Source organism: Pseudomonas sp. Snoq117.2, assembly GCF_900110545.1.
GTDB lineage: Bacteria > Pseudomonadota > Gammaproteobacteria > Pseudomonadales > Pseudomonadaceae > Chryseomonas > Chryseomonas benzopyrenica.
Genome location: NZ_FOED01000005.1, coordinates 175,319 through 189,116 on the forward strand (window position 1 = coordinate 175,319; position 13,798 = coordinate 189,116).

Genomic DNA, 13,798 nt, shown 5'->3' on the forward strand with positions numbered 1-13,798 from the left:
ATACCGCGAGTGGGTTATTGCCCTTAATGATCATACGAAACTTCCTTGGCAGACAAGGGATCCGTCCGGAAGGTCTCGGTGACCAGGTCATCGACCCCGGCCAGCTGCGCGATGGCGGCATGGCGGGCGCAGATCGGATCGCGATGCTGAATGGCGGTCAGGATGGCCTTGTGTCGCGGTACCAGCAGACCGAGGCTTTCATCCTTGAACAGCGCCGCAGAGCGTTCCAGGTAATCCCGTACCGGGATCAGCATGATGCTGTAGAGGTGAATGAGCAACTCGTTGTGCGTGGCATTGGCGATGGACAGATGAAAGGCCATGTCCGGCTCGGCCATGGCGGTCAGATCCTCGGCCTGCTCCATGCGCTCATAGGCTTCTTCGATCGCCGTCAGGTCTTCGGGCTGGGCATTGGCCGCCGCCATGGCAGCGACCTCCGGCTCGATGATGTTACGCACCTTGACCAGGGTTTCAAAAAAGGAGTGCCGGGAATCACTCTGCAACAGCCAATGCAGGACGTCGGGGTCGAGCAGATGCCACTCGTTGCGTGGCTTCACAACGGTTCCGACCTTGGGCTTGGATCTGACCAAGCCCTTGGCGACCAGCACTCTGGTGGCTTCCCGCAGGACGGGCCGGCTCACCTCGTAGTCTTCGCACAGTTGCGACTCGGGAGGCAGGCGTTGTTCTGGCAAAAACTGGCCAGACACGATCTGAGTACCGAGTTCGTGGACGATGCGAGCGTGTCTGCTTTTGCGCGGCAGCGGTGTCTTGTAATTCATCGAAAGGCATCCGAAGTCGTCGTGCCATCACTATAACACCATCAGCGCGATAACCGATGTTATCGCGGGCCAAGCGGCTCTGTAACGGGGATCAGCGGAAATCAAGAGGTAAGATTTCCTACTTCGTAACAATATTTTAGTATTATCAAAATTACCTTAAGAGTCGATTAATGGCCTAAATTGGGTGTTTAACGATTCAATGATAGTACGTTAGAATTTTGAGCAATCTGCGCTTCAACCGCACAACAACAACAAGTCGGAGAACGCCATGCACCCCGAATCCGTCCTCATCCGCCGGATCACGCGTAAGCTGATCCCCTTTCTCGTATTGCTCTATCTGGTCGCCTACATCGACCGCTCTGCCGTGGGCTTCGCCAAGCTGCACATGGGCGCCGACGTCGGCATCGGCGATGCCGCCTATGGCCTCGGTGCCGGCCTGTTCTTCATCGGTTACTTCCTCTTCGAGGTGCCCAGCAACCTCCTGCTGGAACGCTTCGGTGCGCGTCGTTGGTTCGCCCGCATCCTGATCACCTGGGGTGCCATCACCATGGGCATGGCCTTCGTCCAGGGGCCCAACAGTTTCTATGTCATGCGCTTCTTGCTAGGGGTCGCCGAGGCCGGCTTCTTTCCCGGGGTGCTCTACTACCTCACCCAGTGGTTCCCGGTGCGCCACCGCGGCAAGATCATGGGGCTGTTCATCCTCTCCCAGCCCATCGCCATGCTGGTGACGGGACCGCTGTCGGGCATGCTGTTGCAGCTGGATGGCGCCCTTGGTCTGCACGGTTGGCAGTGGCTGTTCCTCTGCATCGGCGCCCCGGCGGTGCTGCTGGCCTGGCCGACCCTGACCCGGCTGCCGGACGGCCCGCAGCAGGTCACCTGGCTGGACGCCGAGGAAAAGCGTTGGCTGGCCACGGAGCTGGAAAAGGACCTGCACCTCTTCGACCAGACCCGCCATGGCAATCCCCTGCATGCGCTCAAGGATCGTCGGGTACTGCTGCTAGCGCTGTATTACCTGCCGGTGACCCTGAGCATCTACGGTCTCGGATTGTGGCTGCCGACGCTGATCCACCAGTTCGGTGGCAGCGATCTCACCACCGGCTTCATCTCCGCCATCCCCTATGCTTTCGGCATCCTCGGCCTGCTCATCGTGCCGCGCAGTTCCGATCGTCTGGGCGATCGCTATGGGCACCTGGCGGTGCTCTATGCCGTGGGCGCCCTGGCCATGGCCGGCAGTGCCTGGTTCGGTACCGCGGTGCTGCAGCTGGCGGCGCTGTCGGTGGTGGCCTTCTGTCTGTTTTCCCTCACCGCGCTGTTCTGGACCCTGCCGGGTCGCTTCTTCGCCGGCGCCAGCGCCGCCGCCGGTATCGCCTTGATCAATTCGGTGGGCAACCTCGGCGGCTATCTCGGCCCCTATGGCATCGGCGCGCTCAAGGCCGCGACCGGTACCCTGGCTTCGGGGCTCTATCTGCTGGCCGCGGTGCTGGTATTCGGCCTGCTGCTGACCGGCATCGTCTATACCCGCCTGGAGCGCAAGAACCGTCGGGAAGAGGGTTATGCCGCGGAGCGCTCCGCCGGCTGACGCCCCGGGCAGGTCTCGGCGGCGAACCAGGCGGCGCCGAGACAGACCAGATTGGCCACCAGCAGATAGGCGGCCGGCGCCATGCGATCCCCCGTGGCGCCGATCAACCAGGTCACCACGATCTGGGCCGTGCCGCCGAAGGCCGCCACGCCTACCGCGTACACCAGGGAGAAACCGGTGGCCCGCACCTGTTGGGGAAAGCTTTCCACGAGCAGCACGATCAGCGCCGCGCCGCTCATGCCGTGCAGGCCGGAGAGCACCGCCAGGGTCAACAGGAAGGTGCCGGAGCCAGGCGCCTGGGTGATGAGTTCCAGGGCCGGATAGAGCAGCACCAGCAGTAGTAATCGCGGCAGGATCAACACGATGCGCCGGCCATAGCGATCACTGAGCACGCCGCCCAGGATCGAGCACACCGCCATGGCCGCGCCCATCACCAGGGTGGCGAGCATGGCGATCCCGGCCGGCAGCTTCAGTTCCACCAGGGCGAAGGTGGTCATGTAGTTGAGGAAGTACTGGGTGATGGTGCTGCCGGAGAGGATCAGCAGGCCCAGCAGCAGCGGTCGCCGCTGCGTGGCCAGTACCTCGCCGAGCACCGCCCCGGTACCTCGTGTTTCCCCTACATGGGTATCCACCAGGCCGCGCCGGATATAGAGACCGATGGGCAGGATCGCCAGGCCCAGCAGGAAGGGCAGGCGCCAGCCCCAGGCCAGCAGTTGCTCCGGCGTCAGCCAGAGCGTCAGGCCATAGCCGATCAGCCCGGCCGCCACCGCGGCCAGCCCCTGGGCCACTACCTGCCAGCAGGCGTAGGTGCCTCTCTTGTGCAGCGGCGCCGCTTCCAGGATGTAGGTGGTGGCCGGGCCGGCTTCGCCACCCCAGGCCAGGCCCTGCAACAGGCGCGTCAGCACCAGCAGGATGGGCGCGGCGATACCGATCTGCTCGTAGCCTGGCAGCACGGCGATGCCACCGGTGCCCAGGGCCATCAGCACCATGGTCAGCAGCATCGCCGGCTTGCGCCCGACGCGGTCGGCCCAGGCGCCGATGAGAATGGCGCCCAGCGGGCGGACGACGAAGCCTACGCCAAAGGTGATGACGCTGGCCATCAGGCTGGCGAAGGGATTGTCAGAAGGAAAGAACACCTGGCCGATCAGCACGGCGAAGGTGGCGTAGACGCCGAAGTCGAAGAACTCCACGGCGTTGCCGAGCACCACGGCAAAGACGCCCTTGCGGGAGTGGATAGGGCGGGAAGCGGTCATGGGCGAGGTTTCAGCAGGAGCAGGGCGCGCCCGGGAGGGGGCGCGCGGGAGGCATCGACTCAGTGGGCGAGGTGCAGGCCGCACTCGCGGTTTTCGTCACCCTTGGTGGGGTCGAAGTAGTCGAATTCGTTGGGCAGGTCGTGGGCGGTGAGGTACTGGTAGAGGTCCTTGGAGGTCCAGTGCAGCAGCGGCGCCACCTTGATCAGGCCGTCCGGGTTGACGCTGACCGGATCCATCTGGGCACGCACCGCGGTGTCGGTGGCGCGCAGGGCGGTGAACCAGACCTCGGGCGCCGTCTCGCGCAGGGCGCGGGCGAAGGGCTCCAGCTTGACCTCTTCGGTGAAGGCGGCGTGGCGCGGATCGTCCAGCCCCGGCACCGGGCCGTCGATGGCCTCGCGGTGGGCGCGGGAGCGCTTGGGCAGGTAGGTCACCAGGTTGAGGTTCAGCTTGCGCACGATCTCGTCGGCGCAACGGTAGGTGGCGGGGGTGTTGTAGCCGCTGTCCATCCAGACCACCGGGATGTCCGGCTTGACCTGGCTGACCATATGCAGGATCACCGCCTCGAAGGGGCGGAAGTTGGTGGTGACGATGGCGCTCTTACCCAGGCCCAGGGCCCAGGCGACGAGCTTTTCGGGATCGCGGCCAAGGTCGGCGTTGAGGCGGGCGAGATCGAGAGACATGGCGGGCTCCAGCCGGCAAGAGGATGCCCCCATGGTAGCAAAGCCGGATCAGCTGTGGGCTTCCAGCGTCTCCAGCAGCACCCGCACCTTGGCTAGGGATTCGGCGTATTCGTCTTCCCAGTGGGAGTCCATGACGATGCCGCCGCCGCCCCAGCAGCTGAGCACCCCGTCTTCGGCCAGCAGGCTGCGAATCAGGATGGAGCTGTCGCTTTCGCCGCGCACGTCCAGATAGAGCAGCGAACCGCAGTAGGGGCCGCGGCGGGTCTCTTCCAGCTCGTCGATGATCTGCATGGCGCGGATCTTCGGTGCGCCGGTGATGGAGCCGCCAGGGAAACTGCCAGCCAAGAGGTCCAGGGCGTCGAGGCCCGTGGCCAGTTCGCCGGTGACGGCGCTGACCAGGTGATGGACGTTGGGATAGCTCTCCAGGGCGAACAGCTCGGGCACCCGTACCGAGCCGGTCCGACAGCTGCGGCCGAGGTCGTTGCGCAGCAGGTCGACGATCATCAGGTTCTCGGCGCGATCCTTGGGGCTGGCCAGCAGGGCGCGGGCTTCGGCGGCGTCAGCCTCAGCATCTGCCTGGCGCGGCCGGGTGCCCTTGATCGGCCGGGTCTCCACCTGGCCGCGACTCACTCGGAGGAAGCGCTCGGGCGAATGGCTGAGCAGGGCGCCCCTGTCCAGTGCCAGGTAGCCGGAGAAGGGCGTCGGGCAGGCCGCACGCAGGGCCCGGTAGGCGCGCCAGGGCGAACCCTGGAAGGGCGCGCGGAAGCGCTGGGCGAAGTTGACCTGGTAGCAGTCGCCCGCGGCGATATAGGCCTGGATGGCCTCGATGCGCTGGCGATAGGTGGCGCGGTCGATGTCGGCGGCGAAGGGCGCGGTCAGGCGGAAGCCGTCGGCCTCGTGGCGTGCATCGGCAGCGAACAGCGCGATCAGGCGTTGCCTTTCCGTCTCGTCCAGCCTGGGATGAAAGGCCAGTTGGCTGGTCCGCGCCTGATGATCGCTGATCAGCGCCCAGGCATAGAGGCCCAGGCGGGCATCGGGCAGCTGCAGGTCAGCGCGGGCGCCGTCCGGTAGGCGCTCCAGGCGGCGACCGAAGTCATAGCCGAGATAACCCAGCAGGCCACCGGCGAAGGGCAGGTCCACGCCCTCCGGCAGGTCCGCTTGGCCCAGGCTGGCCAGGGCGGTGCGTGTCCGGGCGAAAAAGGCTCGCCCCGACTCGCCGAAGTCGGGTTGCAGCACTTCGCGCGGCCAGGCCGCCATCAGGTCGTAGCGACCGCGCTCGGCTACCGGCCGCCCGGAGTCCAGCAGCACCGCGCCGGGCTCGCCCTGCAACAGGGCGAACCGCACCGTGGGATCGGCGTGGTAGGGCAGGGGATGCAACTGGCAGAGGGGCATGGCGAGGTCGGCTGGGGTGGGCGGCGCGCTAGTGTAGCGAACCGCCTGGGGCGAGAGCGAGATACAGGGTGTCACAGCTGGATTGTCGACAAAGATTGACTGTAATGGCGTTCAGGCGTAGTTATCTGACCCATAAACACAAAAGGTGTCGACAATGATCGATAGCCCCCTCCAGGTCGAAGCGCCCGAGACCGACAGTGGGACCCTCTCCGAGCAGGTCTTCCGCCGGATCCGCGAGGCCATCGTCCGTGGCGACGTGGCGCCGGGCAGCAAGATTTCCGAGCCCGAGTTGGCGCGCACCTACGGCATCAGCCGCGGGCCGCTGCGCGAGGCCATCCACCGGCTGGAAGGCCAGCGCCTGGTGGTGCGGGTGCCCCATGCCGGCGCGCGGGTCGCCGCCCTGAGTCTGGCTGAGCTGGTCGAGCTCTACGAGATCCGCGAATCCCTCGAAGGCATGGCCTGCCGCCTGGCGGCCGAACGCCTCACGCCCCAGGGCATCGACGAATTGCGCCAGCTGCTGGATACCCACGAGCGCGATCCGGCGTTCCAGGCCGGCACCGGTTACTACCTGCAGGAAGGCGACCACGACTTCCACTACCGCATCATCCAGGCCAGCGGCAACGGCATGCTGGTGCGGCTGCTCTGCGGCGAGCTCTATCACCTGGTGCGCATGTACCGGCTCAAGGTCTCCGCCACCCCCAATCGGCCGCGCCAGGCCTTCGCCGAGCACCATCGCATCCTCGATGCCCTGGCCGAAGGCGATGGCGAACTGGCCGAACTGCTGATGCGCCGCCACATCGCCGCCTCCAAGCGCAACCTGCAGCACCATCCCCTAGTCACCGATCAGTCGAGGTAACGCCATGCCTGCCGTCAGTCCCGGCCAGAAATTCCGCGCCGCCGTCGCCGCCGAACGCCCGCTGCAGGTGGTCGGCACCCTCAACGCCAATCATGCGCTGCTGGCCAAGCGCGCCGGCTTCCAGGCCGTCTACCTCTCCGGCGGCGGGGTCGCGGCCGGCTCCCTGGGGTTGCCGGACCTGGGCATCAGCGGCCTGGAAGATGTGCTGATCGACGTGCGTCGCATCACCGATGTCTGCGACCTGCCGCTGCTGGTGGACGTCGATACCGGCTTTGGTGCCTCGGCCTTCAACGTCGCCCGCACCACCCGCGCCTTGATCAAGGCGGGCGCGGCGGCCATGCATATCGAGGATCAGGTGGGCGCCAAGCGCTGCGGTCATCGACCCGGCAAGGAAATCGTCAGCCAGCAGGAGATGGTCGATCGCATCAAGGCGGCGGTGGATGCCCGCACCGACCCGGACTTCGTCATCATGGCACGCACCGATGCCCTGGCCGTGGAAGGCCTGCAGGCCACCATCGACCGCGCTTGCGCCTGCGTCGAGGCCGGCGCCGACATGATCTTTCCCGAGGCCATCACCGAGCTGCCCATGTACCGCCAGTTCGCCCAGGCGGTGAAGGTGCCGATCCTCGCCAACATCACCGAATTTGGCGCCACGCCGCTGTTCACCACCGAGGAGCTGGCCAGCGCCGACGTCAGTCTGGTGCTCTATCCACTGTCGGCGTTCCGGGCCGCCAATCGCGCTGCCGAAAACGTCTACACCGCGATCCGCCGCGACGGCAGCCAGCAGGCGGTGGTCGACACCATGCAGACCCGCGCCGAACTCTACGACCGCATCGACTATCACCGATATGAGGACCAGCTGGATCGCCTGTTCCAGCAAGGCAAATCCTGACGCTCCACCCTGAACGCCCGCTTTTTCGCACAACAACTCCAAGAGGAGCGAGACGATGGCAGACAGCAAAACCCTCGGCGGCGCCGGCCTGCGTGGCCAGGTCGCCGGCCGCACCGCGCTATGCACCGTCGGCAAGACCGGCGCCGGACTCACCTACCGGGGCTATGACATCCGTGAGTTGGCTGCTGGGGCCGACTTCGAGGAGGTGGCTCACCTGTTGCTCTATGGCGAGCTGCCCACCCAGGCGCAACTGGACGCCTATCGCCAGCGCCTGGCTGCTCTGCGCGACCTGCCGCAGCCGCTCAAGGAAGGCCTGGAGCGCATTCCCGCCAGTGCCCACCCCATGGATGTGATGCGCACCGGTGCCTCGCTGCTGGGTACCCTGGAGCCGGAGCACAGCTTCTCCGACCAGCAGCAGGTCGCCGACCGCCTGCTCGGCGCCTTCCCGGCGATCCTGCTCTACTGGCATCACTTCAGCCAGAGCGGCACCCGTATCGACTGCATCAGTGACGCCCCGGACATCGCCAGCCACTTCCTCACCCTGTTGCACGGCAAGGCACCCAGCGACCTGCATGCCCGGGTGATGAACGTCTCGCTGATCCTCTATGCCGAGCACGAATTCAACGCTTCCACCTTTACCGCCCGGGTCTGCGCCTCGACGCTGTCCGACCTCTATTCCTGCGTCACCGGTGCCATCGGCTCCCTGCGCGGGCCGCTGCACGGTGGGGCCAACGAGGCAGCCATGGCGCTGATCGAGCGCTTCGCCTCGCCCGAGGAAGCGGTCACTGGCCTCAAGCAGATGCTCGAACGCAAGGAGAAGGTGATGGGCTTCGGCCACGCCATCTACCGCGACAGCGATCCGCGCAACGAAGTGATCAAGGACTATGCCCGGCAGCTGGCGGCAGAGGTGGGCGACAGGGTGCTGTTCCCGGTCTCGGAGGCCGTCGACCGCACCATGAAGGAAGAGAAGGGGCTGTTTCCCAACGCCGACTTCTATCACGCCTCGGCCTACCACTTCCTCGGCATCCCGACGCCGCTGTTCACCCCGATCTTCGTCTGTTCGCGCACGGCCGGCTGGTGTGCCCATGTCTTCGAGCAGCGCGCCGACAACCGCATCATCCGCCCCAGCGCGGACTACATCGGTGTCGAGCAGCGGGCCTTCACGCCCATCGCCAATCGCTGAACATCTCTGATCGCGGCCATGGGCCGCTCCTGCGGGAGCGAGCCATGACCAAACTTGTAGGAGCGGCCGCATCGGCGGACCGCCATGACCACGATGTAAGGAACCAAAACCCCATGAGCGCCAACGTCGATCTCAACAACCGGCCCGACTACGACCAGGTCATCCAGGACCTGGCCGACTACGTGCTGAACTACCAGGTGGAATCCCGGGAAGCCCTGGACACTGCCCGCAACTGCCTGATGGACACTCTGGGCTGCGGCCTGCTGTCCCTGCGCTTCCCCGAGTGCACCAAGCTGCTCGGCCCCCAGGTGGAAGGCACCGTGGTACCCCAGGGCGCGCGGGTGCCCGGCACCAGCTATCGCCTGGATCCGGTCAAGGCGGCCTGGGACATCGGCTGTATCATTCGCTGGCTGGACTACAACGACACCTGGCTGGCGGCCGAATGGGGCCATCCTTCCGACAACCTCGGCGCCATCTTGGCGGTGGCCGACCACCTCTCCCAGCGCCGCGTCGCCCAGGGCGAAGCACCCCTGACCATGCGCCAGGTGCTGGAGGCCATGATCATGGCCCACGAGATCCAGGGGGTGTTCGCCCTGGAGAACTCCTTCAACCGCGTCGGCCTGGACCATGTCTTCCTGGTCAAGCTGGCGTCCACCGCGGTCAGCGCCAAGCTGATGGGCGCCAATCGCGAGCAACTGCTGTCAGCCCTGTCCCATGCGTTCGTCGATGGCCAGGCGCTGCGCACCTATCGCCATGCGCCCAATGCCGGCAGCCGCAAGTCCTGGGCCGCCGGCGACGCCTCCAGTCGCGGTGTGCGCCTGGCCGACATCGCCCTGCGTGGCGAGATGGGCATCCCTGGCGTACTCAGCGCGCCCCAGTGGGGCTTCTACGACGTGCTGTTCAGCCACACCAACAAGGACCTGGCCACCAAGCCCGTCGACCAGCGCCAGTTCCGCTTCCCCCAGGGCTTCGGCAGCTACGTGATGGAGCACGTGCTGTTCAAGATCAGCTTCCCGGCGGAGTTCCACGCCCAGACCGCCGCCGAGGCCGCGGTGATCCTGCATCCCCAGGTCTGCGACCGGGTGGACCAGATCGAGAAGATCGTGGTGACCACCCACGAATCGGCCATCCGCATCATCTCCAAGCAGGGCCCCATGGCCAACGCCGCCGACCGTGACCACTGCCTGCAGTACATGATCGCCGTGCCGCTGCTGTTTGGCGATCTGGTCGCCGAACACTACGAGGATGCCTTCCACCAGGCCCATCCGCGCATCGACCAGTTGCGCGAGAAGATGGAGATCGTCGAGGACGAGCGCTACAGCCGCGAATACCTGGAAGCCGACAAGCGTTCCATCGCCAACGCCCTGCAGGTGTTCTTCACCGATGGCAGCAGCACCGAGAAGATCGCCATCGAGTACCCGGTAGGTCATCGCCGTCGCCGTGAAGAGGGCATTCCGCTGCTGGAGCGCAAATTCCAGAACAACCTGGCGACGCGCTTCCCGGCCGGTCGCTGCGCCCAGATCTTCGACCTGTGCAAGGACCAGGCAGGGCTGGAAGCCACCCCCGTGCACCGCTTCGTGGATCTGTTCGTTCTTTGAATAGAGGAGGCGACTCGACCGAGCCTGCAGGGCCATGCAGGGCCATGCAGGATCAGGCGAGTCGCCTCATGGGTGGGGCAGGGCGTGGCGGGTGGTCAACTACCCGTCGCGCCCTTTTCTTTTAGTAGTAACGGTCTACATAGGCCGGGCGTTGCTACCGACCGGCCAGGCGCCAGTGTTCCTGAAGGGCAGCGTGGACGCTCCTGATGAAGTTGTCGTCGGCCGCCGCCGACTTGCCGACGTAGCCGCCGCCTCTGTTGTAGGTCTTGAAGCGGATGCGCAGGCTGGGATGGCGCTGCTCGAACTGCTCGGGCGTCTCACCGCCAGGCAGGCGGTCGACATGCACCGCGCCGCTCTCGCAGACCCAGAGGATATGGTTGTGGTTCTTGTCCTTGAGCCCGGCGAAGAGTTGCTTGAGATCGTCCAGGCTGGGGTTGTCGTTCAGGTTCATGAGCGTGTCCTCCACAGTGGCCGTGATCAATGGAACTGGTTCATGGTGTTGTCCTTGCCCGCCGCCTTGAGCGCGGCCTCGCCGGCAAAGTATTCCTTGTGATCGTCGCCCATGTCCGAGCCGGCCATGTTCTGGTGCTTGACGCAGGCGATGCCCTGGCGGATCTCCTGGCGCTGCACGCCCTTGACGTACGCCAGCATGCCCTCCTCGGCGAAGTAGCCCTTGGCCAGGTTGTCGGTGGACAGGGCCGCGGTGTGGTAGGTGGGCAGGGTGATCAGGTGGTGGAAGATGCCCGCTTCCCGCGCAGCGTCGCGCTGGAAGCTCTGGATGCGGGCATCGGCCAGGCGACCCAGCTCGGTGTCGTCGTAGTCCACGCTCATCAGCTTGGCGCGGTCGTAGGCGGACACGTCCTTGCCCTCGGCCTGCAGGGCGTCGAACACCTGCTGGCGGAAGCTCAGCGTCCAGTTGAACGACGGGCTGTTGTTGTAGACCAGCTTGGCGTTGGGCACGACCTCGCGGATGCGATCGACCATGGCCTTGATCTGGCCGACGTGGGGCTTCTCGGTCTCGATCCACAGCAGGTCGGCACCGTTCTGCAGCGAGGTGATGCAATCCAGCACCACCCGGTCCACGCCGCTGCCGGCGCGGAACTGGAACAGGCCACTGGCCAGGCGCTTGGGCCGCAGCAGCTTGCCGCCACGGCTGATGAGGACGTCGCCGTTGCCCAGTTGGCTGGCGTCCACCTCGTCGCAGTCGAGGAAGCCGTTGTACTGGTCGCCCAGGTCGCCCGGCTGCTTGCTCACGGCGATCTGCTTGGTCAGGCCGGCGCCCAGGGAGTCGGTGCGGGCGACGATGACGCCCTCGTCCACGCCCAGTTCGAGGAAGGCGTAGCGCACCGCGTTGATCTTGGCTAGGAAGTCCTCGTGGGGCACCGTGACCTTGCCGTCCTGGTGGCCGCACTGCTTCTCGTCGGAGACCTGGTTTTCCAGCTGGATGCAGCAGGCACCGGCTTCGATCATCTTCTTGGCCAGCAGGTAGGTGGCCTCGGCGTTGCCAAAGCCGGCGTCGATGTCGGCGATGATCGGTACCACGTGGGTCTCGTAGTTGTCGATCTTGGCCTGGATGGCGGCGGCCTTGGCGTTCTCGTCGGCACCGCGGGCGGCATCCAGCTCGCGGAACAGCATGGCCAGCTCGCGGGCATCGGCCTGGCGCAGGAAGGTGTAGAGCTCTTCGATCAGCGCCGGGACGCTGGTCTTCTCGTGCATGGACTGATCGGGCAGCGGGCCGAATTCCGAGCGCAGCGCGGCGATCATCCAGCCGGACAGGTAGAGGTAACGACCCTGGGTGCTGCCCAGGTGCTTCTTGATGGCGATCAGCTTCTGCTGCCCGATGAAGCCGTGCCAGCACCCCAGCGACTGGGTGTAGGCGCTGCTGTCGGCGTCGTAGGCGGCCATGTCCCGGCGCATGATGGCCGCGCAGTGGCGGGCGATGTCGAGACCGGTCTTGAAGCGATTCTGCAGACGCATCCGCGCGGCATATTCCGGATTGATGGCGCTCCAGTGTTTGCCGGCAGTGGTCTTGAGGGCGGCGATGGCCTGAACGTCGTTCTCGTAAGCGGACATGAGTCGATCCTTCTCGATGAGGTTGGCTTGGGTACCAGTCTTTTCTCAACGTCTGGCAGCGGGGTGGCGGTTGCCACCCGGATGCCAGTCGCGAAGGCGAAAGGTCAGCCCAGCTGTCGAGTCATGTCGCCGTACGTACCTGCATGGATCCGGACGTCACCTCTGGCGACGCTGCCTCGAGCAGCGCGGCATTTCAGTCGTCTTCTCTTGTAGTGCCTCTTGAGCATCACTACGCAAGACGGCCCGAGGGTCACCCGGAGCCCAGGCGCGACCCGCATGGATAGGGGGTTCGCGTCCGGTGCAGCTAGAGATTTGCAGGAGATAGGCACGTCGTCAACCGTGTTTTGTAGTGCTTTCGTATAAGCACTACAAGAGTCGTAGAGGCGGCCAGGAGCGGGTTTGGGGCGTCTATTGCTGACCCATTGGTCGCCGGATTGAGCAAAACAGGACCGCAAGCCACGGCACTGGCCGTGACCTTGCGGTCACTCGGAAGGTGATTCGAGGGGTTCCGGTATCTGCCTCTGGCGAGAGGCAGAGGCAGGCAAAGGCGGCGGGACTTACCGGTCAGTACCGACGAACGGTAAGTCCCTTGGGCTCAAGGTGCCGTGGCGGCGGTGAGGCCGGTCAGGGTGTCGGCGATATCCTTGGTGCGGTGGGAGGTTTGGGCGGTGAGGCGGCCGGACTCGCGCAGGGCGGCGAGCAGATCCTGCAGCGAGCCCACGTCCTTGGCCTGGCCGGCGATATGGGCGCCGACCTCGCTGATGGCGCGGGACAGCTGGTCGATGTCGGCCCCGATCTCGGCGGCGTTCTTGTGGGTGATGGCCGCGAGGTTGCGTACCTCGTCGGCCACCACCGCGAAGCCCCGACCGCTTTCGCCGGCGCGCGCCGCCTCGATGGCCGCGTTGAGCGCCAGCAGGTTGGTCTGGCCGGCGATCTGCTGGATCACCTGGACGATGGACTGGATGCGCAGGCTCGACTGGCTCAGCTCGTTGGCGCTGCGCACCACCTCCTCGGCCTGGTCGGTGAGGTTCTGCACGGTGCCGTCGGCCTGGCGGGTGACTTCGCCCTGCTGCAGGATGTTGCCGGCCAGATCGTCCATGCTGCTGTGCAGTTCGCCGGAGTAGTGCCGCAGCTGCTCACCGATCTCCTGGCGACTCTGGTGCGCCTGGCGCAGGACCTGGCCCAGATCGGCGAGGCCGCCGAACACTGCCTGGATGGAGTCGTCGAGGCCCTGGGCATCCACGATGCCGGTGAAGTTCTGCCGCTTGAATTCGTCGATCTGGTTGACCACCACCTGGCTCAGGCCCGCCAGCTTCTTGATCTGTCGCCGTAGGAAGAAGGCCTTGAATTCGCCGTAGTGGGCGGCGAAGTTGTCGACATAGTCGTCGCGGAAGGGCGCGCCCTCCGGGGTGCGGAAAAAGAACACCGCGGTGAGGGTCTGGTTGAGATTGAGGCCAAGGATCTCGCCAAAGGTGGAAAAGCCCACCACCGGCGTCTGGCCGAACACCTCGCCCAT

12 protein-coding genes are annotated in these 13,798 nt (G+C 65.6%); 5 read left to right on the forward strand and 7 right to left on the reverse strand.

The genetic code is table 11. The annotated features are described in order from the left end of the window. Positions 1-23 precede the first annotated feature (23 nt). On the reverse strand, positions 24-776 hold the full coding sequence (locus BMZ43_RS14765) for a FadR/GntR family transcriptional regulator (protein ID WP_017641930.1): 753 nt from the start codon (positions 774-776) through the stop codon (positions 24-26). Positions 777-1,044: 268 nt separating this feature from the next. Between BMZ43_RS14765 and BMZ43_RS14770 the strand changes: the two genes are divergently transcribed. Then, positions 1,045-2,355, forward strand: a complete 1,311-nt coding sequence (locus tag BMZ43_RS14770; protein ID WP_017641931.1) for an MFS transporter — start codon at positions 1,045-1,047, stop codon at positions 2,353-2,355. Here the strand turns inward: BMZ43_RS14770 and BMZ43_RS14775 are convergent. From BMZ43_RS14775 to pabB, 3 genes are read right to left on the reverse strand one after another with little or no spacing between them, the layout of a single operon-like run. Beyond that, positions 2,328-3,608: an MFS transporter gene (locus tag BMZ43_RS14775; protein WP_093254614.1), complete on the reverse strand. Its 1,281-nt coding sequence runs from the start codon at positions 3,606-3,608 to the stop codon at positions 2,328-2,330. The two genes, BMZ43_RS14770 and BMZ43_RS14775, sit on opposite strands and share 28 nt — an antisense overlap. Before the next feature lie 59 nt (positions 3,609-3,667). Next, positions 3,668-4,288 (reverse strand): phosphoadenosine phosphosulfate reductase domain-containing protein, encoded by a 621-nt coding sequence (locus BMZ43_RS14780; protein WP_093254618.1) that lies wholly within the window; start codon positions 4,286-4,288, stop codon positions 3,668-3,670. A gap of 48 nt (positions 4,289-4,336) precedes the next feature. Next, complete coding sequence (gene pabB, locus BMZ43_RS14785; RefSeq protein ID WP_093254621.1) at positions 4,337-5,680, reverse strand: aminodeoxychorismate synthase component I; 1,344 nt, start codon at positions 5,678-5,680, stop codon at positions 4,337-4,339. Between the two features lie 154 nt (positions 5,681-5,834). Between pabB and BMZ43_RS14790 the strand changes: the two genes are divergently transcribed. The 4 genes from BMZ43_RS14790 (at position 5,835) to prpD (ending at position 10,209) form a co-directional block, all read left to right on the forward strand. Continuing rightward, positions 5,835-6,536, forward strand: a complete 702-nt coding sequence (locus tag BMZ43_RS14790; protein ID WP_068383852.1) for a GntR family transcriptional regulator — start codon at positions 5,835-5,837, stop codon at positions 6,534-6,536. 4 nt (positions 6,537-6,540) lie between these two features. After that, the gene (gene prpB / locus BMZ43_RS14795) at positions 6,541-7,428 is read left to right on the forward strand and encodes a methylisocitrate lyase (protein WP_093254626.1); all 888 of its coding nucleotides are present in this window, start codon (positions 6,541-6,543) and stop codon (positions 7,426-7,428) included. 55 nt (positions 7,429-7,483) lie between these two features. Beyond that, complete coding sequence (prpC, locus tag BMZ43_RS14800) at positions 7,484-8,611, forward strand: bifunctional 2-methylcitrate synthase/citrate synthase (RefSeq protein WP_093254629.1); 1,128 nt, start codon at positions 7,484-7,486, stop codon at positions 8,609-8,611. Positions 8,612-8,724: 113 nt separating this feature from the next. Next, positions 8,725-10,209, forward strand: coding sequence for a 2-methylcitrate dehydratase (gene prpD, locus BMZ43_RS14805; RefSeq protein ID WP_093254632.1), 1,485 nt, complete (start codon positions 8,725-8,727; stop codon positions 10,207-10,209). 154 nt (positions 10,210-10,363) lie between these two features. On the opposite strand, the gene BMZ43_RS14810 is transcribed toward prpD, so the two are convergent. The 3 genes from BMZ43_RS14810 to BMZ43_RS27415 all read right to left on the reverse strand — a co-directional run bounded on the left by BMZ43_RS14810 (position 10,364) and on the right by BMZ43_RS27415 (position 13,798). After that, a complete protein-coding gene (locus tag BMZ43_RS14810) occupies positions 10,364-10,660 on the reverse strand; it encodes a hypothetical protein (RefSeq protein WP_093254634.1) in 297 nt (98 codons plus the stop codon). Positions 10,661-10,686: 26 nt separating this feature from the next. Further along, positions 10,687-12,282, reverse strand: a complete 1,596-nt coding sequence (locus tag BMZ43_RS14815; protein WP_093254636.1) for an isocitrate lyase — start codon at positions 12,280-12,282, stop codon at positions 10,687-10,689. Positions 12,283-12,877: 595 nt separating this feature from the next. Further along, entirely contained in the window at positions 12,878-13,798 is a 921-nt protein-coding gene (locus BMZ43_RS27415) for a methyl-accepting chemotaxis protein (protein ID WP_371913883.1), read from the reverse strand.